We start from the raw sequence: 25,677 nt of genomic DNA on the forward strand, positions 1-25,677 counted from the left end.
AACGCGACGCTAAAATGTTGAACATGTATGGCGTTCGCACCCGTGCTTATGCGCGCCAAGCGGAAAACTTTTGATTCGAAGAGGAAGTGGTACTCCCAAGGGGAATCGAACCCCTGTTTTCGCCGTGAGAGGGCGACGTCCTGACCGCTAGACGATGGGAGCGTCCAAGTCGCCCATATAGAAGCGAATCCGCGCGAAGGCAACCAGGGGCGACGCGACTTTTTCCGACCTACGGTCGGGCAGGCTGGATCAGATCGAAGAGATTGCCATAGCAGTCCGCAAAGACTGCGACCTTGCCATACGATTCATTGCGCGGTTCCTCACGAAAGTCGACGCCGCGCGCCTTCATCGCCGCATGGTCGACGTCGAAATCGTCGGTTTCGATGAAGAATCCGACGCGGCCGCCTGTCTGGCCGCCAATAGCCGCACGCTGGACCTCTCCATCCGCCTGCGCGAGCAGGAAGTGGCACCCGCCGCCCGTCGGGCCGACCCGCACCCAGCGCTTGCCTGCGCCGAGCGCGGTGTCCTCGAAGAGCGTGAAACCGATGACCCGGACGTAATGTGCGATCGCCTCGTCGTATTCGTCGACCACGAGCGTGACAGTGGCGAGGCGCTGCACCATTAGTCGTCGACGAGCGCGAAGCGCGCGATGATGCGGGCCGAACCGATGTCGTAGACGACGATCTCTCGTGCGCCGGCCGTTTCGATGAGAAGCGTCAGTCTGCCCCCGGCCAGCGATTGCGACAGGACGCTTGCCCCTGCCGGCAATGCGATCTGGCCGGTGATCGTGCTGCCTTCGGGCGGCAGCGGCAGACCGGCCAGCGCCTCTTCGGTTGAGGCTTCCGTCGAGACGGCCCGGTAGACAAGCGCGCCGACCACCGCCATAAGGGCCAGGAACAGAATTCCCAGATTGATGACCACGAAGCGCATCAGCTTGGCGCGCACCTTTTCGACGGCCGGGTCGAGCGGTTCGTCCGGGTCGATTTGCTGGGGTGCGCGCTCGGTCATGGAAAAATCCGTTGGTTACTGCGAAATGAGCGTCCCTGATACCGAAGCCACCGTCGGTTTGAAAGCCTTCCCTGTCGGCGAGGATGCCGCAGGCACGCGCCTCGATCAGTGGCTGGCGGCAAAGACCGCGCCGGACTTGTCGCGCAACCGCGTCCAGGCGATCATCCGGGGCGGTGATGTCCGGATCGACGGCAAGGTCGTGCGGGAACCCAAGGCCAGGCTCGTCGCCGGCACTGTCGTCACGCTGGGAATGCCGGAGCCCGAACCGGCAGAACCGGAGGCGGAGACGATCGATCTTGCGATCCTGTTCGAGGACGAAGACCTGATCGTCATCGACAAGCCGGCGGGCCTTGTCGTCCATCCCGGTGCCGGCAACTGGACCGGAACGCTCGTCAACGCGCTGATTCATCATTGCGACCTCTCGCTTTCGGGCATCGGCGGCGTGCGCCGACCAGGCATCGTCCACCGTCTCGACAAGGAGACGAGTGGCGTCCTCGTGGTTGCGAAGAACGATTTGGCCCATCGCGCGCTGTCCGACGCCTTTGCCGATCATGGGCGAACCGGCGATCTGGAACGCGCCTATCACGCCGTTCTCTGGGGCGTACTTCCGCGACGAGCAGGCATCGTCGACGCCCCGCTCGGCCGCTCCGGCACCGATCGCACCAAGCGCGCCGTCGTTCCCGAAGGCCGCCCCGATGCCCGCCATGCGGTAACGCACTACCAGATCGTCGAGAAATTCGGCCCCAAGGCCGACGCGACCGCCTTCGCCTCGCTGGTCGAATGCCGGCTGGAGACAGGGCGCACCCACCAGATCCGCGTCCATATGGCTCATGTCGGCCATCCGCTGATCGGCGACCAGACCTATGGCCGGGCTTTCAAGACCAAGGCGAATAAACTCCCCGACGACCTCAAGTTTGTCGTCGGAGAATTCCCGCGCCAGGCCCTCCACGCGCGCCTCTTGCAGTTCCGCCACCCACGCAGCGGCGAAATCCTGCGTTTCGAGGCGCCCTACCCGCCCGACTTTGCGGAACTTGTCGAAGCCTTGCGCCGTTTGCCATTCGAATGACGAAATCCTGAATGAACTTGTTCACTTGGAGGCGACGCTATGTTTCAGGGCGAAATGTGCCGTGCAATTCGTCCATGCGATCCCTATATTACCGACATGGCGCAACAGGCCCGCGGCGCTGCGCCACCTGCCCGCCGCAAGCGGGGGCAGGCCGATTTGAGAGAAGGGGTGCTTTATGGCCCAGACACTACCAAGCATTGCGACCGGAGAGGGAGGTCTTTCCCGCTATCTTGAGGAAATCCGACGCTTTCCAATGTTGCAGCCGCAGGAAGAGTACATGCTCGCCAAGCGGTATCTCGAGCATGACGACACGGCGGCCGCCCACAAGATGGTGACGAGCCATCTTCGTCTCGTCGCGAAGATCGCGATGGGCTATCGCGGCTACGGGCTGCCGATCGGCGAGGTGATTTCCGAAGGAAATGTCGGCCTGATGCAGGCCGTCAAGAAGTTCGAGCCGGAGCGCGGTTTCCGCCTCGCCACCTATGCGATGTGGTGGATCAAGGCGTCGATTCAGGAATATATCCTGCGCTCGTGGAGCCTCGTGAAGATGGGCACCACGGCCAACCAGAAGCGGCTGTTCTTCAATCTGCGCAAGGTGAAGGGCAAGATCCAGGCGCTTGACGAAGGCGACCTGAAGCCCGAACACATCACCGAGATCGCGACGCGCCTCAACGTTTCCGAGGAAGAAGTCGTGTCGATGAATCGTCGGCTTTCGGGTGACGCCTCGCTGAACGCACCCATCCGCGCGACGGAAGGCGAATCCGGTGAATGGCAGGACTGGCTGGTGGACGACCACGAAAGCCAGGAAGAGATGCTCGTCCAGCAGGATGAACTCGAAAGCCGCCGCTCGCTGCTCAGCGATGCGATGGGCGTCCTCAACGAACGTGAACGGCGCATCTTCGAGGCGCGCAGGCTCGCGGAAGACCCGATGACGCTGGAAGAGCTTTCCGGCGAGTTCGACATCAGCCGCGAGCGCGTTCGCCAGATCGAGGTGCGTGCGTTCGAAAAGGTTCAGGACGCGGTCAAGGCGGCAGCGCGGCGTCAGGCCCAGTCCTTGCGCACCATCGACGCCGACGCGCGCTGACCGATAAGGCGGACGGATAAACGGCAGAACACCCGCCAAAAGGGGCCGGCTACGGGCGGCCCCTTTGCGTTGCGCCTGCTCCAGAAGCGACGCAAACAATCCTCTTGACGCCGTGCGGGGGAAGGAATATCGCCGTCAGTGGGCCACCCCTCCCCAACGAGGGGCCAGCTATCTGGAAGGATAGAACCATGACGACGACCAATTCCACGCCCGCAATCCGTGCGGCGTCCAAGCCGGAAGTGCGTCCGGCAAATCCCAATTTCTCCTCAGGTCCCTGCTCGAAGCGTCCCGGCTGGTCGCTCGATGTGCTCGCCGATGCCCCGCTTGGCCGCTCGCATCGCGCCAAGATCGGCAAGACGAAGCTGCAACAGGCCATCGACCTGACTCGCGAAGTCCTCCAGGTGCCCGCCGACTATCGCATCGGCATCGTGCCGGCTTCCGACACCGGAGCCGTCGAGATGGCGCTCTGGTCGCTGCTCGGCGAGCGCGGCGTCGACATGGTCGCCTGGGAATCGTTCGGCTCGGGCTGGATCACGGACGTATTGAAGCAGCTCAAGCTCGACGATGCGCGCAAGATCGAGGCGCCTTATGGCGCGCTGCCAGACCTTTCGCAGATCGACTTCGACCGCGACGTTGTCTTCACCTGGAACGGCACCACTTCCGGCGTGCGCGTGCCGAACGGCGATTTCATCCCGTCCGACCGCGCCGGTCTGACGATCTGCGATGCGACGTCCGCCGCCTTTGCACAGCGTCTCGACTTTTCCAAGCTCGATGTCGTCACCTTCTCCTGGCAGAAGGTGCTCGGCGGCGAGGCCGCGCACGGGATGCTGATCCTGTCGCCGCGTGCCGTCGCCCGGCTCGAAAGCTACAAGCCGGCCTGGCCGCTGCCGAAGATCTTCCGCCTGACCTCGGGCGGCAAGCTGATCGAGGGCATCTTCAAGGGCGAGACGATCAACACGCCGTCCATGCTGTGCGTCGAAGACTATATCGACGCGCTGCAATGGGCGCAGTCGGTCGGCGGGCTCGACGGGCTCGTCGCGCGCGCCGATGCAAATTTCAAGGTGCTCGACGACTTTGTTGCCGGCTCGCAATGGGCCGGACATCTGGCGGTCGTGCCGGAGACCCGCTCGAACACGTCGGTCTGCCTGTCGATCGTCGATTCCGAGTTCACCGCGCTTTCCGATGATGCGCAGCAGGCTTTCGCCAAGGCGATGGTCTCGGCGCTCGAAAAGGAAGGCGTCGCCTTCGACATCGGCGCCTATCGCGACGCGCCTGCCGGCCTGCGGATCTGGGCGGGTGCGACCGTCGAGACCGCCGATCTTCAAAAGCTGACGCCATGGCTCGACTGGGCCTTCGCCTCGCAGAAGGCCGCGCTGAAGGCGGCTGCCTGAAATTTTCAGGAAGCTGCCAAGCGGCTTCCGCTTTCCCCATCTCGCATCATTTCAAGGAGGCCAGCCATGGCGCCCCGCGTACTCGTATCCGACAAGCTTTCGCCCACCGCCGTCCAGATCTTCAAGGATCGCGGCGTCGAGGTCGACTATCTGCCCGATCTGGGCAAGGACAAGGAAAAGCTGCACGAAGTCATCGGCCAGTATGACGGCCTCGCCATCCGCTCTGCGACAAAGGTCACCGAGAAGCTGATCGCCGCCGCGACCAATCTCAAGGTCGTCGGACGCGCGGGCATCGGCGTCGACAATGTCGACATCCCTGCCGCCTCGCGGCGCGGCATCATCGTGATGAACACGCCCTTCGGCAATTCGATCACGACAGCCGAACACGCAATCGCGCTGATGTTCGCGGTTGCCCGGCAGCTGCCGGAGGCGAATGCCTCGACCCATGCCGGCAAGTGGGAGAAGAACCGCTTCATGGGCGTCGAGATCACCGGCAAGACGCTGGGCGTCATCGGCTGCGGCAATATCGGCTCCATCGTCGCCATGCGCGGCGTCGGCCTGAAGATGCATGTCATCGCCTTCGATCCGTTCCTCTCGGAAGGCCGGGCGCAGGAACTGGGCGTGGAGAAGGTCGAACTCGACGAAATCTTCGCCCGCTCCGACTTCATCACGCTGCACACGCCGATGACCGACAAGACGCGGGGCATCATCGACAGGCAAGCGCTGGCGAAGATGAAAGACGGCGTCAGGATCATCAACTGCGCACGCGGCGGCCTGATCGTCGAGGCCGACCTGATCGAGGCGTTGAAATCCGGCAAGGTCGCCGGCGCCGGCATCGACGTCTTCGAGGTCGAGCCTGCGACCGAAAGTCCGCTTTTCGGCATGGAGAACGTCGTCGTGACACCGCATCTGGGCGCCGCGACCTCCGAAGCGCAGGAGAATGTCGCGCTCCAGGTCGCCGAGCAGATGGCGGACTATCTCGTCAAGGGCGCGGTTTCGAACGCCATCAACATGCCCTCGATCACGGCCGAGGAAGCGCCGCGGCTCAAGCCCTTCATCAAGCTTGCCGAGGTGCTGGGGGCCTTCGTCGGCCAGGTGACCGAAGAGCCGATCCAGGAAGTCGAAATCCTGTTCGACGGCAATACGGCGGCGATGAACACGCGCGCTCTGGTCTCGGCAGCGCTGGCCGGGCTGATCCGGCCGCAGGTTGCCGACGTCAACATGGTCTCAGCGCCGATCATGGCGAAGGAACGCGGCATCGTCCTCTCCGAGGTGCGTCGCGACAAGTCGGGCGTCTTCGACGGCTATATCCGTCTCAACGTGACGACCAGGACCAAGACGCGCTCGATCGCCGGCACCTGCTTTTCGGACGGCAAGCCGCGCTTCATCCAGATCAAGGGCATCAATCTGGACGCGGAAGTGGGCGAGCACATGCTTTACACCACAAATGCCGATGCACCCGGCATCATCGGCCTTCTCGGCACCGTCTGCGGCACCAACGGCGTCAACATCGCCAATTTCCAGCTCGGTCGAAACCGGCCGGGGGGCGATGCCATCGCGCTCCTCTATCTCGATGCGCCTTTCCCGGAAAAGGTGCTGGAAGAAGTTCGCTCTCATCCGGCCATCGAATCGGCCAAGCCGCTTCAGTTCGACATTGCGGGCTGAACAGGTCCGTCTCGAAAGGCGCGGATCGCTCCGCGCCTTTCTCATATTTTGTCGCGGTCTTCCAGATGGGTCTGGAGTAGGCGCAAATTGCGCGTCGACGCCTTGTAGAAGAGGTCGAAGACGGAGCCGAGGATCGGCACCGAGCCGACGACCGTATCGACCGCGACATTGCCGGCCATCCTGACGAGCATCGACTTCGGCGCGCCCAGACGGTGCGCCTTGACGATGACATAGGTCGAGATCGCACCGGCCACGAGATCACCGGCGCCGGGGATGAGACCGAGAACCGGATCGATGCCGAAACGCACGCCAATGCCGGGAATCTTCCAGCGCGTGTCGAGAAGCTTCGCCAGACGGCGGACCTCGTCCAACTCCTTGGCGAAATCGGGCGCGGGCCGTTCGATTCGCGGCGCGGCGGTCGCGATCATTTGCGTAGCACGACCCAGATGGCGTGGATGATGCCCGGAATGTAGCCGAGCAGCGTCAGCACGATGTTGAGCCAGAAGTGGAGGCCGAAGCCGACCTGCAGGAATACGCCCAGCGGCGGCAGGATGATTGCGGCGATGATGCGGATGACGTCCATTTTGTCTCACAGGTTTGAAGGGGTGCCCTTCAACGCGCGAGCGGGCCATTGTTTCCCTTGGCCCGAGCAGCCGCACGCCGGCCGCTGATTTCGGCCATCGCGATGCCGCCCATGACCAGCACCATGGCGACGGCGTGGAAGGGCTCGAACGCTTCCCCGAGGATGACGATCGACAGGAGCGTGCCGAGGATCGGCACGAGATTGATGAACAATCCCGCCCGGTTCGCGCCGATCAATTCGACGCCGCGCATGAAGAAGATCTGCGACAGGAGCGAAGGAAAGAGCGCGGTGTAGGCGACGATCGCCCATCCGCGCGCATCGGGCAGTATCAGCCGGTCGGTCGCGGCCTCCCAAACGACGAATGGCAGGGAGGCGGCCACCGCGCCGAACACCATGACGATCATCACGCTTTGCCAGTGGATCGCCGGCTTGAAGCGCAGGGCCACGGTGTATCCGCTGTAGAGCAGGACGGCGAGGACCATGAGCGCGTCGCCCCGATTGATTTCAAGCCCGACGAGACGCGCCAGTTCGCCATGGCTGGCGACGATCGCCACGCCGACGATGGAGAGCACGAAGCCGGCGATCTGCGCCCATGTCACGCGCATGGCGAAAAGCAGGAAGTTCGCCGCCATGATGACCATGGGCATCGCCGCCTGCTCGATCGAGACGTTGATCGCCGAGGTAAAGAGAAGCGCGCTGTAGAGCGCCGCGTTGAACCAGGCAAACCCCGCCGCGCCGAGAATGAACAGCAGGGCGAGCTTGCCGCGCGCCGCCTTCCAGTCGCGCTTCAACTGCTTCCAGCCGATCAGGCCGATCACGACAAGGCCGATGGCCCAGCGCGCAAAGGTCAGCATCATCGGCGAAATGTGACCGATGGCGAGCTTGCCGGCGATAGCGTTGCCCGCCCACATCAGGGCCGTGAGAAAAAGAAGAACATAGGCGGTGCGAACCATGGCGGCCTTCGTCGGCGAGGGCCTTCTGTCTATTCACCGGCAACCGCAGGGTAAACCCGGCCGCGAACAAATAATGATTGACCCAGAGCGCAAGCTTTCGCGCGTGAAGGGGTCGCCTATGCCATGATTGCCCGCTATAGAGGCTCTCGTTTTTGCAGGGGCATGTGCTCCGAACGGATGAGGATAGGTTTTCATGGCCAATGTGGTGGTCGTCGGTTCGCAGTGGGGCGACGAGGGCAAGGGCAAGATCGTCGACTGGCTTTCCGAGCGAGCCGATGTCGTCGTTCGCTTTCAAGGCGGCCACAATGCCGGCCACACGCTGGTCGTCGACGGCAAGGTCTACAAGCTGTCGCTGCTGCCCTCGGGCGTCGTGCGCCCCGGCAAGATGTCGATCATCGGCAATGGCGTCGTCTTCGACCCGCACGCCTTCGTCGCCGAGATGACGCGTCTCAAGGAGCAGGGTGTCGAGATCGGGCCGGACCGGCTGAAGATCGCCGAGAACACGGCTCTCATCCTCTCGCTCCACCGCGAACTCGACGGTTTCCGCGAGGATGCGGCATCGAATTCGGGCACGAAGATCGGCACCACGCGTCGCGGCATCGGTCCCGCCTATGAAGACAAGGTCGGCCGCCGCGCGGTGCGCGTCATGGATCTCGCCGACCTTGAAACCTTGCCTGCCAAGGTCGACCGGCTGCTCACGCACCACAATGCGCTGCGCCGCGGACTGGGCCATGGCGAGGTAGGCCATGAGACGATCATGGAGGAACTGACGTCGATCGCCGACCAGATCCTTCCCTATATGGACCGTGTCTGGAAAGTCCTCGACGATGCCCGCCGTGCCGGCGAGCGCATCCTTTTCGAGGGTGCGCAGGGCACGCTTCTCGACATCGACCACGGCACCTATCCGTTCGTGACCTCGTCCAACACGGTGGCCGGCCAGGCCGCGACGGGCGCGGGCGTGGGACCCGGCGCGATCGGCTATGTGCTGGGTATCACCAAAGCCTATACGACGCGCGTCGGCGAGGGCCCGTTCCCGAGCGAGCAGGACAACGAGGTCGGCGAATTCCTCGGCACGCGCGGCCGCGAATTCGGCACCGTGACCGGCCGCAAGCGCCGTTGCGGCTGGTTCGATTCCGTGCTCGTGCGCCAGGCGGTCGCGGTCAACGGCATCGACGGCATCGCCCTGACCAAGCTCGACGTTCTCGACGGGCTGGAGGAGATCAAGGTCTGTACCGGCTATCGCCTCGACGGCGAGGTGATCGACTATCTGCCGGCCAGCCAGGGCGCGCAGGCGCGCGTCGAGCCGATCTACGAGACGCTCGAAGGCTGGAAGGGCACGACCGCCAATGCGCGTTCGTGGAACGACCTGCCGGCCCAGGCGGTCAAGTATGTGCGCTATATCGAAGAGTTGATCGGCGCGCCCGTCGCGCTGCTCTCGACCAGCCCCGAGCGCGACGACACCATACTTGTGACCGATCCCTTTCAAGACTAGTTTCGGGTTCGCATAGGGACCCTGACTTCCGGGTAACGGAAGCCAGATAAGGCATAGTTTCGCATGGCAGATTTCGTAGCGGTTCTGAAGAAGACGATCGACGGCCTCAAGGACAATTCTCCGCAGATGCGCGAGAAGGTCTATGACAAGGCGCGGGCGACGATCGAGGCCAAGCTCGCCGCGCTCAACCCGCCGCCACCGCCCGCAGTTGCCGATCGCCAGCGACAGTCACTCGAGGCGGCGATCGTCCAGGTTCGCAACGAGTATGCCGCGCCGCCGCCTGCGGCCGATCCGGATTTCGAGCAGGATTTCTCGAATTTTTTCGGCGAGGAACAGGAAGAAGCGCCTCCGTCTCGCGGCGAAGCGACCGATTACGCGGATGAGCCTTACCATCCGGTGGCGTCGCGTCCGGCCGACGAGATCTACGACGAACCGGCTGCTGCGGCTGATGCCGGGCAAGCGGACATCGCAGGCTATGAGGACGATTATGATGCCGAGCGGCCCTACTCGGATTCCTATGCCGACGATGCACAGTGGCAGGAAGATGCGCAGCGTGACGTCTTCGGCGACGACGCGCATACGGACCGGGCGGCGCTGCGTGCGGACGACTATGAGGCGGATGTCGCAGGCGGGCAGCCGCTCTATGCGCCGCGCGTTCCCGTTCGCAAGAAGCGAGGAGCCAGTACCGGCCTGATCGCCGCGCTTCTGGTGTTGATCGTGGTTGCGGGCGCCGGCTACGGCATCTGGCTCAATCGCGACGACTTCGCCTCGATGTTCGGCTCCGCGCCGCAAACAGTCGCGACCGAGCCGACGCCTGCCGAGCCGGAGGAGACGGACGTCGCATCCGCGCCGGCTGACGAGGCCGAAGCCGATGCAGCGGCGGAGACACCTGCCGCCGAGGCCGAGAAGTTCACGCAGCGTCTGCTCCCCGACGGGACCGAGGTCGACGAGGGCGTCGCCGGCGAGGAACCGACGATCGGCGAGGGAACGTCGGTCGCCGCGGTCACGCCGTCCGGGCAGGCGCAGGGTGCGACGTCCGGCCCTGCCGCCGGCGAAGATCAGGACCAGGATCAGCCACAACTCGCGGTCGGTCAGCGCGCGATCTTCTACGAGGAGCGCACGGCCAATGCGGAAGGGTCGGCCGAATCGGGCACGATCCTGTGGTCTCTGGTGCAGGAATCGCCGGGCGGCGACCTGCCGCCGGAGGCCGCCATCCGCGCCGAGGTCACGATCCCCGCGCGGGACCTTCAACTACGCATGACGATCCGCCGCAATGGCGACCAGTCGCTGCCGGCCAGCCACATCATCGAGATGATCTTCCTGACATCCGACGATTTCTCGGGCGGCTCGATCGACAACGTGCTGCGCGTGGCGATGAAGGACACCGAGCAGGCGGCCGGCAACCCGTTGATCGGCATTCCGGCCAAGATCGCGGACGGCTTCTTCCTCGTCGCCCTGTCGGACTCGTCCGCCGAGGTCGAGGCGAACACAACGCTCTTGCGTCGCCAGAGCTGGATCGACATCCCGATCACCTATGGTTCGGGACGCCGCGCGCTGATGACGATGGAAAAGGGCATTCCCGGCGACCGTGTCTTCCAGGAAGCGCTGAGGGCCTGGGCCGCGCTCGCCCCGATCGCAGAAGAGAACGGCGATCAGCCGCAGTAGAAACGAAAACGCCGGCCCCCGGCCGGCGTTCCAGACCGCTGAGGTGTCAGCCTACCAGAGATCGTAGCGAAGGCCGACCTTGACCTGGTGGAAGTCGATGCCGCGCTCGACAGCGAACGTATCCGAGTTCCGATACTCTGCCCTAGGCGAATCGACATACTGGTAGCCGAAGTCGAGCGAGACATTGTCGGCGACCTGATAGTTGATGCCGGCGTTGAGCGCATAGGCGAAGTTCGTCTGGTTTTCGTCGTAGCTCGGCGGGAAACTCGTCCCTGCGATTGTGCGGCTGTAGTTTTGGCGGGTGTGAAGAAGACCGGCGCCGGCGCCGATATAGGGCGTGAACCCGGCAACCGTGCCGAGGTCGAGATAGGCGTTGGCCATTCCATACCACGCGTCGTATTTGGCATCGCGCCGTTCCATGCCGCTCGTCGCGCTGAAGCGGTCGCTGGCAAGCAGGCCGATGCTCACATCACCCCGCAGGATGTCGTTGAAGTGATAGCCAATGCCGACCGACCCGCCGAAGCGATTGTTGCGCGTCTCCTCGCCGAGGAAGGTGAATTCGTAGAGCGGATCGTCGACCATGTAGGTGACGTCGCCGCGCAGATACCAGCCCGAGCCGATTTCGACCGGAACATATTCGGGCGCCTGCTCGATGAAGATCGGTGGATCGTAGTCGGCGGCGAGTGACGGACCGGCGAGCGCCGCAAGCAACGCCGCGGAGGCGGCAAGGCGGAGAATCGTTGGCATCAGCGTGAACTCCCAATGACGGCGGCTAACAGTGCCGAATCCCTGATGCGAACGATCATTAACCATGCCGGTTAATTCACGGTTAAGCATAAACCGCAGCGTGTGCCTCGAACGAAAAGAGGCCCGGACGCTGCCGGGCCTCTTGTGTCGCCAGAAGGCGGGTCAGTGGAACTTGTAGCGGAAGCCCAGCTTCAGATCGTGCGAGGCGAGATCATTGAAGGTGAAGCCGTCATTGGGCCGCGAGAAGGCGGGGTCGTAATTCTGTGCGACGCCGGTCTTTCCGTCGCCGAGATGAACATAGCTGTAGCCGAGGTCCATGGTGAGTTGGTCGGTGACCGCATAGCCGAGACCCGCATGAAGCGCCCAGGCCATTTCCCACTGCGACTTCTTCGGCGCGTAGCCGCCCGCATTCGAGAACACGTTGGTGTCGTTGAAATGCGCGATCGTATTGCGCGAAGCGCCGATACCGGCGCCGATATAGGGCGAGACGCCGCCGAAATTGCCGAGATCCGCATAGGCGTTGGCCAGGAGCAGAAGTTCGGACTTGGTGGCGGTGTAGGAATTCGTTCCCGCCAGAGCGCCGGTGGCGTCATTGGTGAACGTATCGAGCGCGTAGAAACTTGCCTTGCCGCGATATTCGGCCGTCACGTCGGCGCGCAGCCAGTCATTGAAGGCATAGCCGATGCCTGCCCCGACGAGCGGTGCGGAGGCGAACCCGCCCTCGTCGAGCCATGTCTGGGTGAAGCCCGGCACCTCGAAATATTCGTAGTCGAGCCCGTCATAATGCTGGTTGCTCATGCCGACATGGCCACGCAGATACCAGCCGCCGAACTGCGGCACGGGAACGGGCGCTTCATAGACCGGCGGAACGTAGATGTCTGCGGCGGTCGACGGCACGACCGGCAGGGCGAGAACGGCACCGGCCGCAAGGGCCGCGACAATGCTGAGTTTCATGATCTTCATCCTCACAGACGCCGGGCTCGTCTGATCACCCCCGGAAATGGCACGGACGAAGAATCGCGCAGAAAGGTTAAATGGCCCTTAACCCTAATTCTTTACCTTGATCGCGGGTTATTTTTGCTTTGTGAACGCCCCAAACGACGAAAGCCTGCCGGGATGTCGGAAGGCTTTCTTGTCGGCTCAGACCGTCTTTCAGGCGGCGCTGCGCGCGTTTCCGATCACGCCGACAAGATCGTCGACGACTTTTTCGACCATCGAGCGGTCGTCAGCCTCGGCCATGACCCGGATCAGCGGCTCCGTGCCGGACGGGCGGATGACGACGCGGCCCGAAGCGCCGAGCGTCGACTGCGCGTCGCGGATGGCTTCCTTGACGGTCTCCGTCTCGAGCGGCGAACCGCCAGAAAACCGGACATTCTTGAGCAGTTGCGGCACCGGCTCGAACTTCCTGCACACCTCGCTCACCGGCTTGCCTGCCCTCTTGACGCAGGCGAGCACCTGAAGAGCGCAAACCAGACCATCCCCCGTCGTGGAGAAATCCGTGAGCACGACATGGCCCGATTGTTCGCCGCCGACATTGAAGCCGTGTGCGCGCATATGCTCGACCACGTAGCGATCGCCGACCTTGGTCCGGAAGAGCTCGAGGCCCTTGTCCTTGATGAAGCGCTCGAGCCCGAGATTGGACATGATGGTAGCGACCAGACCGCCGCCATTGAGGCGCCCCGCCTGATGCCAGGTCTCCGCGATCAGCGCCATGATCTGGTCGCCGTCGATCACGGTGCCGTTCTCGTCGACGATGACGACGCGGTCGGCGTCACCATCGAGCGCAATGCCGATATCGGCGCGCACCTCATGCACCTTCTTCGACAGGGCCAACGGATGCGTCGAGCCGCAATCTTCGTTGATGTTGAAGCCGTTCGGCTCGTCATTGATGGTGACGACATCCGCGCCCAGTTCCCACAAGGCGTTCGGCGCCACCTTGTAGGCCGCGCCGTTGGCGCAGTCGACGACGACGCGCAGGCCGTTGAGCGACATGGCGCGTGGCAAGGTGCGTTTGGCGAATTCGATATAGCGATCATGCACGCCGTCGATGCGCTTGGCGCGCCCGAGTCCGTCGGAGGTTGCCAGCGCCTGATCGAGATCGCCGTCGATCATGTCCTCGATCCCCTGCTCGATGGCATCGGAGAGCTTGTAGCCATCGGGACCGAACAGCTTGATGCCATTGTCGTAGAACGGATTGTGCGACGCCGAGATCATCACGCCGATATCGGCGCGCAGCGAGCGCGCCAGCATGGCGACGGCGGGCGTGGGGATCGGGCCGAGCAGGAAGACGTCCATTCCGGCCGCGCAGAAGCCGGCCACCATGGCGTTCTCGATCATGTAGCCGGACAGCCGCGTGTCCTTTCCGATGACAACGCGATGTCGATGGCTGCCGCGCTGGAAGGATAGGCCCGTCGCCATGCCGACGCGCATTGCGGTCTCGGCCGTCATCGGAAATTTGTTGGCGCGACCGCGAATCCCGTCGGTTCCGAAATAACGTCTCGTCATCGGTTTCGTCCTGCTGTCTGACACGGCGAACTCTTGCCACGACCACGCGCCGCGTGATCATCAAGATTTGTTAACACGCTATAGACGCGACACTTGCCGGAATACAAGTCTTAGGCACGAATGCTGAACAATTCTTCAAATTTCAAGATCAGACGGCCCGGTCGTCGATCTCCCCCATGGGATTGGCCCGCGTCGACATGCGTTTGATATGAGGATAAAGATCGCGCGAAAAGATGCCGTAGACCCGGCGCAGTTCCGCGATGGGATGTTGATGGTGATCCACCCGAACGTCCCAGAGCGGATATTCTTCCGTATCGACCACATAAATGGTGGACGACAGTTCTTCCTTGCGATCCCCACCCCAAGCATCGCCGGCGGCGATCGCCTCGACCAGTCGACCGGCGAGCGGCAGATCCGCATGGGCCTCGAAAGCGTCCCGGATGGCGGCGATCACCTGCGGGCCCTCCAGCCGGTTGCCCTGGATCGTCAGGTTCGGAAAGACGGCGTGTCCAGCCCAGTCGATGCACTTCGCCCCGGTCCATACCGCGCCATGACCTGTCCTGTCGAGAATGGCGAATTGCCGGTTGTCGACCTCGGGATCGCCTTCCTTGAGGAGGTCGAGAACCTCGTCGGAATTCTTGCCATCGCGCAGAAGACCGATGCCGTCGATGCCCAGATAGGGATTGACCAGCGCCTGGGTGGCGACGGCACCCCTGCCCGGCCATGCATAGGTCAGCAGTTTGCCGACCGCCGGCATGGCGGTGACGGCGCCGATGCCGAATTGTCCGGTGCGCGTACAGCGCGCGATGAGTGAAAAGGTCATGCCGGCGAACGCTCGCCCGCCAGATGGCGAAACGCGTCGACGACCGCCTCGTAAACGCCGCGCTTGAACGGCACGATAAGGTCCGGTAGGTCCGCCATCGGTTTCCAGTCCCAGGCGTCGAACTCCGCCATATGGCCGCCCCGAGGCGGATCGATGGCGATCTCGTCGTCGCTGCCTTCGAAACGGAAGGCGAACCAGCGCTGGGTCTGGCCGCAATATTTCCCCTTGAGAGCGACGCCGACGAGATGCGGCGGGAGGTCGTAATTGATCCAGTCCGGCGCCGTTTCGATCAGCGACACGGACTTCATGCCGGTTTCCTCGAACAATTCGCGGCGCGCCGCTTCGAGCGGATCTTCGCCCGCGTCGATTCCCCCTTGCGGCATTTGCCAGAGCTGCGCTGCACCGGCCATTTCGCCATCGGGTTCGGCAATGCGCCGACCGACCCAGACGAGGCCGTCGCGGTTCAGAACCATGATTCCGACGCATGGCCGGTAGGGAAGCTTGCTCTTCATCCTTCCTGCCTATCTGCGTTCCGGATCGTTGGCGAGGGCCGAATATCCGACGATCTCGATCCCGCGCAGCCGCGCCTCGGAAATCCATGCCGCCACCGCGTCGACCGTGACGTCGAAACCGGCGCCGACCGCGATGGCCGAGCCGGTCGCACGGGCGACGCGTTCGGCCTCGTCGAGCTTCTTCAGGATTTCCCCGCGCTCGCGCACCGTGTCGATTGCGACGGACGAGGCGGCGAAAGGAACGCCCGCCGACGCCGCCTGTGCCTCCGCGATGCTGCGCGCGGACGCGCCGTCGTCCAGATAGCCCAGCCCCCGATCGGACAATTCGGTCATCAGGGCCTTCATCGCATCGTCATCGGTGACGAAGCGCCCGCCCATATGGTTCATGACGCCGGCATAATTGGTCATCCGGCCCAGCGTCCAGTAAAGGTCTTCGCGAAACGACATCGGATCGGCATCGATGGTCAAGGTCCCTCGCCCCGGATCGACATTGGGATAATCGAACGGTTCGAGCGGAATTTGCATCAGGAGTTCATGGCCCTTGCGCCGCGCCGTCTGCATCCACCGGTCGAGGCTGTTTCCGGCCGGTGCGAAGGCGAGCGTCACTTCGGCCGGCAGCACCTCGATCGCGCGCTGCGTTCCCGTCTGCGACAGACCGAGCCCCCCCACGACGACGGCGATGCGTGCGCCGCGCGCACCCGACCACGGCCGCGCATAGGCATCGAACGGCCGACGGCCTTCGGCGGACCGTCGGGGCAAGGGACCGTAGTCGGATCGTTCGACGAGTTCCGGATCCGGCAGATGGGCCGTCGCGGAATTGTGCGACAGGCCGGACGGATCGCGGATCACGACGACGCTGGGACTGTCGGAATCGGCGCGCGGCTGAACACGCGTTATGGACGGGCCGGAACGCTCTTCCGCCTCGACGGGCAAGGCAGCGGGCTCGGGCTGCGTGGTGGCGACGACGAAAGGCGGCGGCGTGCGCAGCCCGTCATCGTGAAGCGCCGCGAGGACCGAAAGGCCGAGAATCGCAACGGCGCAGAGGGCGGAACCGAAAACAGTTCGCCGGCCGGCACGGCCATGCGGCAAGCGCTCGCGCGTTCCCTGGCCGATCGGCCGGTCGATTTCCCTGTCGCCAAAGTCCAGCACCGCACGCCCTCAGCATCGAATCGTTTTCGCGAAGATCGTGCATTCGCCGCGAATATGCAAAAAGGCCGGCGAAGTCGCCTTCGCCGGCCCGATCGAATGGTCGCTCCCTTACTGCTGAAGCACCGCCCGGTCCGGATTGGGCGGGAAGGCCGGATCGGTCTTCTCGCCGCGGATCAGGTCATAGGCGTAGTTGAGCTGAATGTCGTCTTCCGGCTCCGGCGGCACATAGGCCGACGAGCCCGAACCCTCGTCGCTCTCCTCGGCACCGCGAATATGGCCCGGAAGAGCGGATTCACCGCGAGCGGCCCCGGAAGCCGCACTCCTGAGTTCTTCCGGCAGCGGCTGGTCGACCAGGATGTCAGGTGTGATGCCCTTGCCCTGGATCGAGGTGCCGGCGGGGGTGTAGTAGAGCGCCGTCGTCAGGCGCAACGCACCGCTTTCGCCGAGCGGAATGATCGTCTGGACCGACCCCTTGCCGAAGGATTGCGAGCCGACGACGGTGGCGCGGCGATGATCCTGCAATGCACCGGCAACGATCTCAGAGGCGCTGGCCGAGCCGCCATTGACGAGCACGATCAGCGGCTTGCCGTCGATCGCATCGCCCGGCCGCGAATCGAACCGCGTCACGTTCGATGCTTCCCGGCCGCGCGTCGAGACGATTTCGCCACGGTCGAGGAACGTGTCGGCGACGCTCACCGACTGGTCGAGCAGACCGCCCGGATTGAGCCGCATGTCGAGCACGTAGCCCTTGAGCTTCTCGTCCGGAATCTCGGCCTTGATGGCCTCGATCGCTGCATTGAGATCGTCCTGTGTCTTCTCTGTGAAGGAGTTGATCTTGATGTAGCCGATGTCCTCCTCGACGCGGTGGCGCACCGCGCGAACCTTGATGATGTCGCGCACGATCTCGATCTTGATCGGTTCCGGCGCGCCTTCGCGCAGAATCGTCAATTCGATCGACGTGTCGACCTTGCCGCGCATCTTGTCGACCGCGTCGGCCAGCGTCAGTCCGCGAACCTCCTCGCCGTCGATGGCGGAGATCAGGTCGCCCGCGAGAACCCCGGCGCGCGCGGCCGGCGTATCCTCAATCGGCGAAATCACCTTCACGAGGTTGTCTTCCATCGTCACTTCGATGCCGAGGCCGCCGAACTCGCCGCGTGTCTGCACGCGCATGTCCTGCGCGGCGTCCGGCGTCAGATAGGAGGAATGCGGATCGAGCGAGGTCAACATGCCGTTGATCGCGTTTTCGATCAACTTGGCATCCTCGGGCTCGGTCACATACTGGGCACGCACGCGTTCGAAGATGTCTCCGAAGATCGCCAGTTGCCGGTAGGTCTCGGAGCCGGCCGCATTCGCCGACGTTCCGGCACCGCCGTGAACGAGGCTCATCGCGGACGCGCCCATCAACGCACCGGCAAGCAGAAGAGACATTCTACGTATCATTTCCTGTCCTTCCAGAACTGCGCTCCGCCCACCATGGTGAGGGATCGACGGGTTTGCCTTGCCTTCGGAACTCGACATAAAGTTCCGGGCTATTGTTCCTGCTTCCGAAGGCGGCGGCGCTTGCCACCCTCGCCTCTCCCATGGCGCCGACCGGTTCGCCCGCCATCAGCGTCTGTCCGAGCGACACGCTCACCCGTCCCAGTCCCGCCAGAACGACATGATAGCCCTCGCCGACATTCAGGATCAAGAGTTGTCCATAGGATCTGAACGGTCCCGCATAGAGAACGGCCCCGGCCGCCGGAGCCGTGACGATTGCGCCCGAATGTGTTTTAACCATGTCGCCCATGAGGGGGCGTCCGGCATCGTCGGGCTCGCCGAAACGGGGTCCGATACTGCCGGCAACGGGCAATTCCACCTGGTTCTTGAGCGCCTCGAAGGGAAGGCTGGCAGCGAGGTTCGGCGCGCGCGCCGGCGGCAATCGCCGCCGCGCCGTCTCGGCTGCACGCTGCGCCTCCTCCGCCGCTTCGCGTGCGCCGGAAATGTCACTTTCGAGTGATGCAATCAGATCCTGGAGCGTCCCGGCACGCTCGGCCATCTCTTCGGAGCGCGCCTGTTCTTCGGCAAGATTCGCCGTCGAGCGCTCTTCGAGCTTCTGCTTTTCCGCGATCAGGCCCGAAAGCCGGTGTTTCTCGCCGGCCTGGTCGGCGACCGTGCGGAAGAGACGCGCTCGCTCGTCCTCGATCAAGGCTTTCAGCGACGACAATTCCTTCAGGTCGCCAAGAAGTTCGGCTGTTTCGGCCCGCATTTCCGGCACGACCGAGCCAAGCAGGATGGCGCTGCGCACCGATGCGAGCGCGTCTTCCGGCTTGACGAGGATGGCAGGCGGCGGGTGGAGGCCCATTCGTTGCAGCGCGGCAAGAACCTCGCCGAGCAGCTCGCGTCGCTCACCGAGCGAGGTCCGCAAGCGGTCTTCCTGAAAACGCATTCCTTCGAGCCTCGCGGCGATATCCTCGATGTCCTGCTGAAGCTTTCGTTCGGTCTTCGCCGCCTGCACCAGCGCAGACGAAAGTGCCGCATGATCCTTGCGCACGGCGTCGATCTCGGCTTCCAGTTCGGCCTGCCGCTCGCCGGTCAGTGCGATTTGAGACTGGATTTCCTGATATTCTTCAGTCGATTGCGCGTGCCGCAATTCCATCGCCGCGATGTCGCCCTCTTCCGGGCTGGCATGAGCGGGCAGCGCAATCGCACTCAGCATCAGCAGAGCCAATGCGAACCGCCCGGTTCTGCCTGTCCTGGAGAAATACTGCACCGGTTTGCGTCCAATCCGAATCGTCCCCGCCGATCCTGGCGCGCGATCGTTAAGGAACGATCAACCATGTCAGGCCCGGTGGTAGGGATGGTTCGAAAGGATCGTCGAGGCGCGATAGAGTTGTTCGGCCAGAAGCACCCGGACGATCTGGTGCGGCCAGGTCAATGCCCCGAAGGACAGGACGAGGTCCGCCCTGTCGCGCAGGGCCGGATCGTGCCCGTCGGCCCCGCCGATCGCGACGACCATGGACTTGCGCCCGCCGTCGATATGGCGCGACAAATAGGTCGCGAAGGCAGTGGAGGTCATGTTCTTGCCGCGCTCGTCGAGCAGCACGAGAGCACTATCGCCCAGCACGGCTTCCAGCCTTTCGGCCTCCTCGCGCATCCGCTGCCCGGCGCTGCGCGCCTGGCTTTCGGCGATTTCGGCGACACCGGAAAATTCCATGCCGACCGCTGGCCCCGCCTTGGCGAGGCGGTCGAGATAGCGCGCGACGAGATCTCGCTCAGGCCCGGCCTTCATGCGGCCGACCGCGTGGATGGAAAGGCGCAAACAGGGCGCTCCGCTTTCAGGCCGAACTCATCTCCCCCGCCAGCGGCGGGCATTTCGAGCCGGTGGACGTCGACGTCCACGGTCTAGTGCACCGTCTCATCGTCGAGATCGGGAGCCTGCCACATCTTTTCGATGTTGTAGAACTCGCGCACCTCGGGACGGAAGATATGCACGATGATGTCGCCCGTATCCACGAGCACCCAGTCGGCACTGGCCAGACCCTCGACCCGCGGCGCACCCAGCCCTGCCTCCTTGACCGCTTTGATCAGTTGATCGGCGACCGCTGCGACATGGCGATGCGAGCGACCCGACGCGACGACCATGTAGTCGCCGAGGCTGGACTTGCCCTGAATGTCGATGGGAACGATGTTTTCGGCCTTGGAGTCTTCCAGACTGGCAAGGACCGAGTTCAAAATCTGGGACGGCTCGACCATGCGGCTCATCCCGGACGACGAAGGCACGCGTTCGGCCTTCCCTTGAAGTGCTGTTCTCAGCGTTTTTCCTTTCGATCAAGAACAACAGTGAGCGATCTAATGTCGGGTCCGTTCATTCGAATCCGATGATCTTGCCCGCATTATAGATAGGCAGAGTCCCGTTAAGGTTTCAAGACACGGGACCACGCCATCCGATCACGATCCGTCCCGGGCCCGTATCGCCGTGGAGGAAAGCGAGGATCGCGGGCCGTGGATGAAGGTCCAGGCCGGCGGCCGCGTGCGGGCGAGCTTGGCGGCATCCGTCTCGTCGATTCGCGCGCGGCCGAAGGATTGCGCCATCTTCGACGACAGGAAGGAGAGCGTCGCGCCGGGCCGGTCGATCACCGCGATGGGCACAGTAGAGGCTATCTCGCGCCAGCGCTGCCAGAGGTGAAAGTCACGCAGATTGTCGGCTCCCATGATCCAGGCGAAATCGACGCCGGGATTGCGCGTCGTCACATGGTCGATCATGTCGGCCGTGTATCGGATCGCCGATCCGGCCTCGAAAGCGGTGATTTTGATGCGCGGGTCTTCAGCCAGCGCTTCGGAACGCGCGATGCGCTCGGCGAGCGAGAGCTGGGAACGCCCGGCCTTGAGCGGGTTGCCGGGCGTGACGATCCACCAGAGTTGGTCGAGCCGAAGCGCACGCAGCGCGATCTCCGCGACGAGCCCATGGCCGCCATGCGGCGGATTGAATGATCCGCCGAAAAGCCCCACCGCCATGCCCTTTTCGACATGCGGCATTCGCAAGTGGTGGGGTGCGATTCCTGTTGGGCTCATCGCGAGGCACCCCCTCGCGCAGACCTGGCCGAACCCGCTATGGCCGCACCTGTCCGGCGCCACGCACGCGATACTTGAACGACGTCAACTGCTCCACCCCCACCGGCCCGCGCGCGTGCATCCGCCCGGTCGCGATGCCGATCTCCGCACCCATGCCGAACTCGCCGCCATCGGCGAACTGAGTCGAGGCGTTGTGCAGGAGAATGGCCGAATCGATCTCGTTGAAGAACCGCTCCGCGGCCGCCTTATCATCTGCGACGATCGCCTCGGTATGGTGTGACGAATAGCGCTCGATATGGTCGATCGCGCCGGAAACGCCGTCGACCAGTTTCACGGAGATGATCGCTTCGAGATATTCGGTCGACCAGTCCTCTTCCTTTGCCGGAACCGCCTTGGAAAAAACCGCCCGCACCTCGTCCTCTGCACGGATTTCGCATCCTGCTGCATCCAGCACGTCGAGGATCGGGACAAGATGCGTCTCGCTTACCGCCCTATCGACGAGAAGCGTCTCGGCCGACCCGCAAATGCCGGTGCGGCGCATCTTGGCGTTGACGGCAATCTTGACCGCCATCTCGAGATCGGCGCTGCGATCGACATAGAGATGGCAGATGCCTTCCAGATGCGCGAAGACCGGAACCCTTGCTTCCGTCTGCACGCGTCCGACGAGGCTCTTGCCGCCGCGCGGAACGATCACATCGAGATTGCCCGAAAGCCCCGTCAGCATCTCGCCGACCGCGGTGCGGTCCGTCGTCGGCACGAGTTGGATCGCATCGTCGGGCAAGCCGGCCGATTTCAGCCCCTCGACGAGGCAGGCATGGATCGCCTGCGAGGAATTGAGCGAATCCGACCCGCCGCGCAGGATCACGGCATTACCCGCCTTGAGGCAAAGCGCGCCGGCATCCGCCGTCACGTTCGGCCGGCTTTCATAGATGACGCCGATCACGCCGAGCGGCGTACGCACCCGTTCGATGTGGAGCCCGTTCGGCCGATCCCATTCGGCAATGATTTCGCCGATCGGGTCCTTCAGTTCGGCGATCGCCCGGATACCGTCGGCGACCGCGCGGATGCGGCCGGAATCGAGCTTGAGGCGATCGAGCATCGCAGGCGGCAGACCGGCCTCTTCGCCGTTGGCCATGTCGAGCGCATTGGCGGACAAGATCGCCTGCTCCTGCCGCGAAACGGCCTCAGCCATCCCGACCAGCGCCGCGTGCTTGCGCTCGGCCGAGGCCAGCGCCAACGGTCGCGCCGCCGCCCGCGCGCGGCGGCCGATCCCGGCCATCAGCGCTGCGACGTCGTTTCGCGATCCTTCATGCGCCTGGAGCATGACGCTCTCCCTTACCCTGCGACCACCGCGCGCGACATGACGAGATCGTCCCGGTGGACCATCGCCGCGCGCGCCTCGTAACCGAGAACCGTCTCGATCTCGGCCGTTTTCAGTCCCGCGATCTTTACGGCATCCGTTGCGTCATAGGCAACAAGCCCGCGTGCGACTTCCGCTCCGTCCGGGCCCAGGATCGCGACCGTGTCGCCGCGCGAGAACTGGCCGGAGACGAGCGTGACGCCCGCCGGCAGAAGCGATTTGCCCGCCTGAAGCGCCCGCACCGCGCCGGCATCGACCGAGATGCGGCCCGCCGGCTCGAGTTGGCCAGCGATCCACGTCTTGTAGCCGCGCACCGGATGGGCGCTCGCGCCGAAATAGGTCGCCCGCTCGCCGGCATCAATGGCGGCAAGCGGATTTTGCCGCGCGCCCGACGTGATGATCATCGCCGTACCGGCCGCCGTCGCGATCTTTCCGGCATCGATCTTGGTGCGCATCCCGCCGCGCGACAGTTCGGACGCCGCCGCACCCGCCATCGCCTCGATCTGCGGCGTGATCGCCTCGACATGCGGGATGAATCTCGCGTCCGGGTCAAGCTGCGGCGGCGCGGTGTAGAGCCCGTCGATGTCGGAAAGCAGGACGAGCAGATCCGCGCGCATCATCGTGGCGACGCGCGCGGCGAGCCGGTCATTGTCGCCGTAGCGGATTTCGCTGGTCGCCACCGTGTCGTTCTCGTTGATGACGGGGACCGCATTGAGCTTCAGAAGGGTCGATATCGTCGCGCGGGCGTTGAGATAGCGCCGCCGCTCTTCGGTGTCGCCGAGGGTGACGAGCACCTGGCCGGATTTGAGCCCGGCGCGGCCAAGTTCCTCGGCCCATGCGCCCGCAAGCGCGATCTGCCCGGCAGCCGCCGCCGCCTGGCTTTCCTCGAGCCGCAGCGCGCGGCGCCCGAGGCCGAGAATGTTGCGGCCGAGCGCGATGGCCCCGGAGGACACGACGAGAATCTCGCAGCCCTCTGCCGTCAGCCTGCCGATATCCTCTGCCAGCGAGGCGAGCCATTCCCGCTTCAGCCCGCTTGCGCGATCGACCAGCAGCGCCGATCCGATCTTGACCGTGATCCGTCGATGGGACGAGAGCGCCTTCATCGCGCTTACTCCGTCTGCCATCGCGGATCATCCGCCGGGGGCGTCTCGACGGCGCGGGCGGTCTCGACATTGGCGATCAGCGCACGCAGCACGTTCTGCACCCCCTGCCCCGTCGCGGCCGACAGAATCATCGGCGCATGGCCGGCAATCTCTTCGAGCGCGGCGGCCTTCTCGGCCAGCGTCTCGGCATCCACCGTATCGGCCTGGCTCAACGCCAGGATCTCGGTCTTCTCTTCGAGGCCGTTGCCATAGGCTTCGAGTTCGCCGCGCACGGTCTCGTAGGCCGACGCCACATCCTCCTCGCGCGCGGAAACGAGATGCAGCAGCACCCGTGTGCGCTCGACATGGCCGAGGAAGCGGTCGCCGATGCCGACCCCCTCATGCGCCCCCTCGATCAGGCCGGGAATGTCGGCGATGACGAATTCGCGCGCATCGACCCGCGCGACGCCGAGGCCCGGATGCAGCGTCGTGAAGGGATAATCGGCGATCTTCGGCTTGGCCGCCGTCACCGTGGCGAGAAAGGTGGACTTGCCGGCATTCGGCAGCCCGACGAGCCCAGCATCGGCGATCAGCTTCAACCGCAGCCAGATCGTGCGCTCCTCGCCCGGCAGACCGGGATTGGCCCGGCGCGGCGCCTGGTTCGTCGACGTCTTGAAATGCTGGTTTCCAAACCCGCCATTGCCGCCCTTGGCGAGCAGGAAGCGCTCGCCGATATGCGTCAGGTCGCAGATCAGCGTTTCGTTGTCTTCCTCGTAGATCTGCGTGCCGACAGGAACTTTCAGGACCACGTCCGCGCCGCCGGCGCCGGTGCGGTTGCGGCCCATGCCGTGAACGCCGGTCTTGGCCTTGAAATGCTGCTGGTAGCGATAGTCGATCAGCGTGTTGAGCCCGTCGACCGCCTCTGCCCAGACATCGCCGCCGCGTCCGCCATCGCCGCCATCGGGACCGCCGAACTCGATGAACTTCTCGCGCCGGAACGAGACGGAACCGGCACCGCCGTCACCGGATCGAATATACACCTTGGCCTGGTCGAGAAATTTCATCGCATTGACAATCGTTGAGGGGATTTGGTCTTTGGGCGCTCATCTAGCCCATCACGCGCTGAAGTGCGAGGGGCGCGGGGGCGAAACGATGCAATGCGTGTCCTACAACATCCAGTATGGAATCGGTCTCGACAAGCGATACGACATCGCGCGCATCGTCGACGCAGTGCGCGGCGCCGACCTGATCGGCTTACAGGAAGTCTCCCGCAACAACCCGAACAATCAGGGCCGTGACATGCCGGCCGAAATCCGCGCCCTGCTCCCCGACTATTTCTCCGTCTACGGCCCCTCCTTCGAGATCGACATGGGCTCGCATGTGAAGGACGGTAAAGCCGTCGATCTTCGCTTCCAGTTCGGCAACATGATCCTGTCCAGGACACCAATTCTCGCCTCGCGCAACCTTCTCCTGCCGCGTCGCCGCTCGGTCGCGAAGATGAACTTCCAGCGCAGCGTGCTCGAGGCTCTGGTTGAAACGCCGCTGGGCCCGATCCGCTTCTATTCCACCCATCTCGACCATCGCTCGCCCGACGAGCGGCTGACGCAGATCCGGCACCTGATGGAACGCGTCCTCGCCTATCCCCGCGAAGGCGGCGGGCTGACCGGCGTCGGCGAAATGGGATTTCCCGAGCCACCCCGGCCCGAAAGCGCCGTCCTTCTTGGTGATTTCAACTTGCTTGCAGGTTCGCCGGAGCATGAACAGATCACCGGCAGGCTCGACCACGAATTTGGCCTGCCGCTCGTCGCCGACAAATTCGTCGACGCCGCCGCTTATCTGGGCACCGAAGCCGACACCTGCGTCGACATCGACCATCCGGACGATGTTTCCCGTCACAAGCGGATCGACTACACCTTCGTCACCGCAGATCTTGCTGAGCGCCTGAAGTCCTGCAATGTCGACGCGAGCGCCATAGGCTCCGATCACCGGCCGGTCTGGGTGGAACTAAAATAATGTCGATCACGAAATTGGTAGCTTCGGC

The 25,677-nt window shown here is 64.0% G+C and carries 26 protein-coding genes and 1 tRNA gene; 7 read left to right on the forward strand and 20 right to left on the reverse strand.

The features are described from left to right. Positions 1 to 87 precede the first annotated feature (87 nt). The 3 genes from PZ895_RS05675 to PZ895_RS05685 all read right to left on the reverse strand — a co-directional run bounded on the left by PZ895_RS05675 (position 88) and on the right by PZ895_RS05685 (position 1,008). A tRNA-Glu gene (locus PZ895_RS05675) sits at positions 88 to 162 on the reverse strand. A gap of 67 nt (positions 163 to 229) precedes the next feature. Continuing rightward, the gene (locus tag PZ895_RS05680) at positions 230 to 622 is read right to left on the reverse strand and encodes a VOC family protein (RefSeq protein WP_275838050.1); all 393 of its coding nucleotides are present in this window, start codon (positions 620 to 622) and stop codon (positions 230 to 232) included. Further along, complete coding sequence (locus tag PZ895_RS05685) at positions 622 to 1,008, reverse strand: fimbrial protein (protein ID WP_275838051.1); 387 nt, start codon at positions 1,006 to 1,008, stop codon at positions 622 to 624. Before PZ895_RS05685 ends, PZ895_RS05680 begins: the two co-directional genes overlap by 1 nt. 25 nt (positions 1,009 to 1,033) lie before the next feature. On the opposite strand from PZ895_RS05685, the gene PZ895_RS05690 reads away from it, so the two are divergent. The 4 genes from PZ895_RS05690 (at position 1,034) to serA (ending at position 6,214) form a co-directional block, all read left to right on the forward strand. After that, entirely contained in the window at positions 1,034 to 2,074 is a 1,041-nt protein-coding gene (locus tag PZ895_RS05690) for an RluA family pseudouridine synthase (RefSeq protein WP_275838052.1), read from the forward strand. A gap of 175 nt (positions 2,075 to 2,249) precedes the next feature. Continuing rightward, a complete protein-coding gene (gene rpoH / locus PZ895_RS05695; RefSeq protein ID WP_275838053.1) occupies positions 2,250 to 3,158 on the forward strand; it encodes an RNA polymerase sigma factor RpoH in 909 nt (302 codons plus the stop codon). 215 nt (positions 3,159 to 3,373) lie between these two features. Continuing rightward, the gene (locus PZ895_RS05700; RefSeq protein ID WP_275838298.1) at positions 3,374 to 4,549 is read left to right on the forward strand and encodes a phosphoserine transaminase; all 1,176 of its coding nucleotides are present in this window, start codon (positions 3,374 to 3,376) and stop codon (positions 4,547 to 4,549) included. Positions 4,550 to 4,615: 66 nt separating this feature from the next. Continuing rightward, on the forward strand, positions 4,616 to 6,214 hold the full coding sequence (serA, locus tag PZ895_RS05705) for a phosphoglycerate dehydrogenase (RefSeq protein ID WP_275838054.1): 1,599 nt from the start codon (positions 4,616 to 4,618) through the stop codon (positions 6,212 to 6,214). Between the two features lie 41 nt (positions 6,215 to 6,255). On the opposite strand, the gene PZ895_RS05710 is transcribed toward serA, so the two are convergent. Genes PZ895_RS05710 through PZ895_RS05720 form a run of 3 tightly spaced genes read right to left on the reverse strand, consistent with a single transcriptional unit; the run spans position 6,256 to position 7,750 of the window. Next, positions 6,256 to 6,642 (reverse strand): DUF4112 domain-containing protein, encoded by a 387-nt coding sequence (locus PZ895_RS05710; RefSeq protein ID WP_275838055.1) that lies wholly within the window; start codon positions 6,640 to 6,642, stop codon positions 6,256 to 6,258. Further along, a complete protein-coding gene (locus PZ895_RS05715; protein ID WP_275838056.1) occupies positions 6,639 to 6,797 on the reverse strand; it encodes a YqaE/Pmp3 family membrane protein in 159 nt (52 codons plus the stop codon). Before PZ895_RS05715 ends, PZ895_RS05710 begins: the two co-directional genes overlap by 4 nt. Before the next feature lie 29 nt (positions 6,798 to 6,826). After that, on the reverse strand, positions 6,827 to 7,750 hold the full coding sequence (locus PZ895_RS05720; protein WP_275838057.1) for a DMT family transporter: 924 nt from the start codon (positions 7,748 to 7,750) through the stop codon (positions 6,827 to 6,829). A 193-nt stretch (positions 7,751 to 7,943) separates the two neighbouring features. Between PZ895_RS05720 and PZ895_RS05725 the strand changes: the two genes are divergently transcribed. Both PZ895_RS05725 and PZ895_RS05730 read left to right on the forward strand, forming a co-directional pair. Further along, entirely contained in the window at positions 7,944 to 9,242 is a 1,299-nt protein-coding gene (locus PZ895_RS05725) for an adenylosuccinate synthase (protein ID WP_275838058.1), read from the forward strand. Between the two features lie 63 nt (positions 9,243 to 9,305). Beyond that, positions 9,306 to 10,907: a hypothetical protein gene (locus PZ895_RS05730; RefSeq protein WP_275838060.1), complete on the forward strand. Its 1,602-nt coding sequence runs from the start codon at positions 9,306 to 9,308 to the stop codon at positions 10,905 to 10,907. Positions 10,908 to 10,958: 51 nt separating this feature from the next. Here the strand turns inward: PZ895_RS05730 and PZ895_RS05735 are convergent, their stop codons facing one another. From PZ895_RS05735 to obgE, 14 genes are all read right to left on the reverse strand, one after another. Next, a complete protein-coding gene (locus PZ895_RS05735; protein ID WP_275838061.1) occupies positions 10,959 to 11,654 on the reverse strand; it encodes an outer membrane protein in 696 nt (231 codons plus the stop codon). Between the two features lie 162 nt (positions 11,655 to 11,816). After that, positions 11,817 to 12,608, reverse strand: coding sequence for an outer membrane beta-barrel protein (locus tag PZ895_RS05740; protein ID WP_275838062.1), 792 nt, complete (start codon positions 12,606 to 12,608; stop codon positions 11,817 to 11,819). A gap of 198 nt (positions 12,609 to 12,806) precedes the next feature. Continuing rightward, complete coding sequence (glmM, locus tag PZ895_RS05745; protein WP_275838064.1) at positions 12,807 to 14,159, reverse strand: phosphoglucosamine mutase; 1,353 nt, start codon at positions 14,157 to 14,159, stop codon at positions 12,807 to 12,809. Between the two features lie 148 nt (positions 14,160 to 14,307). After that, entirely contained in the window at positions 14,308 to 14,982 is a 675-nt protein-coding gene (locus tag PZ895_RS05750) for a DUF1028 domain-containing protein (protein WP_275838065.1), read from the reverse strand. Continuing rightward, complete coding sequence (locus PZ895_RS05755; protein ID WP_275838066.1) at positions 14,979 to 15,494, reverse strand: RNA pyrophosphohydrolase; 516 nt, start codon at positions 15,492 to 15,494, stop codon at positions 14,979 to 14,981. Before PZ895_RS05755 ends, PZ895_RS05750 begins: the two co-directional genes overlap by 4 nt. Before the next feature lie 9 nt (positions 15,495 to 15,503). Then, positions 15,504 to 16,643 carry a divergent polysaccharide deacetylase family protein gene (locus PZ895_RS05760; protein WP_275838067.1) on the reverse strand — a complete coding sequence of 380 codons (1,140 nt, stop codon included), beginning with the start codon at positions 16,641 to 16,643 and terminating at the stop codon, positions 15,504 to 15,506. A gap of 108 nt (positions 16,644 to 16,751) precedes the next feature. Further along, positions 16,752 to 18,083, reverse strand: a complete 1,332-nt coding sequence (locus tag PZ895_RS05765; protein ID WP_275838068.1) for a S41 family peptidase — start codon at positions 18,081 to 18,083, stop codon at positions 16,752 to 16,754. Then, positions 18,073 to 19,338, reverse strand: a complete 1,266-nt coding sequence (locus PZ895_RS05770; RefSeq protein WP_275838070.1) for a murein hydrolase activator EnvC — start codon at positions 19,336 to 19,338, stop codon at positions 18,073 to 18,075. The genes PZ895_RS05765 and PZ895_RS05770 overlap by 11 nt, the downstream gene beginning before the upstream one ends. Positions 19,339 to 19,461: 123 nt before the next feature. After that, positions 19,462 to 19,941 carry a 23S rRNA (pseudouridine(1915)-N(3))-methyltransferase RlmH gene (gene rlmH, locus PZ895_RS05775; RefSeq protein ID WP_275838071.1) on the reverse strand — a complete coding sequence of 160 codons (480 nt, stop codon included), beginning with the start codon at positions 19,939 to 19,941 and terminating at the stop codon, positions 19,462 to 19,464. An 83-nt stretch (positions 19,942 to 20,024) separates the two neighbouring features. Continuing rightward, entirely contained in the window at positions 20,025 to 20,402 is a 378-nt protein-coding gene (rsfS, locus tag PZ895_RS05780) for a ribosome silencing factor (protein WP_275838073.1), read from the reverse strand. A 168-nt stretch (positions 20,403 to 20,570) separates the two neighbouring features. Then, positions 20,571 to 21,194 (reverse strand): nicotinate-nucleotide adenylyltransferase, encoded by a 624-nt coding sequence (locus PZ895_RS05785; protein ID WP_275838074.1) that lies wholly within the window; start codon positions 21,192 to 21,194, stop codon positions 20,571 to 20,573. Positions 21,195 to 21,231: 37 nt separating this feature from the next. Then, positions 21,232 to 22,518 carry a glutamate-5-semialdehyde dehydrogenase gene (locus tag PZ895_RS05790; protein ID WP_275838075.1) on the reverse strand — a complete coding sequence of 429 codons (1,287 nt, stop codon included), beginning with the start codon at positions 22,516 to 22,518 and terminating at the stop codon, positions 21,232 to 21,234. Between the two features lie 11 nt (positions 22,519 to 22,529). After that, on the reverse strand, positions 22,530 to 23,657 hold the full coding sequence (gene proB / locus PZ895_RS05795) for a glutamate 5-kinase (protein ID WP_275838299.1): 1,128 nt from the start codon (positions 23,655 to 23,657) through the stop codon (positions 22,530 to 22,532). A 5-nt stretch (positions 23,658 to 23,662) separates the two neighbouring features. Beyond that, positions 23,663 to 24,700: a GTPase ObgE gene (gene obgE, locus PZ895_RS05800; protein ID WP_275838076.1), complete on the reverse strand. Its 1,038-nt coding sequence runs from the start codon at positions 24,698 to 24,700 to the stop codon at positions 23,663 to 23,665. Positions 24,701 to 24,788: 88 nt separating this feature from the next. Between obgE and PZ895_RS05805 the strand changes: the two genes are divergently transcribed. Further along, entirely contained in the window at positions 24,789 to 25,649 is an 861-nt protein-coding gene (locus PZ895_RS05805; RefSeq protein ID WP_275838300.1) for an endonuclease/exonuclease/phosphatase family protein, read from the forward strand. Positions 25,650 to 25,677 lie beyond the last annotated feature (28 nt).

The sequence above is a fragment of the Mesorhizobium sp. YIM 152430 genome, from assembly GCF_029210365.1.
GTDB lineage: Bacteria > Pseudomonadota > Alphaproteobacteria > Rhizobiales > Rhizobiaceae > Aliihoeflea.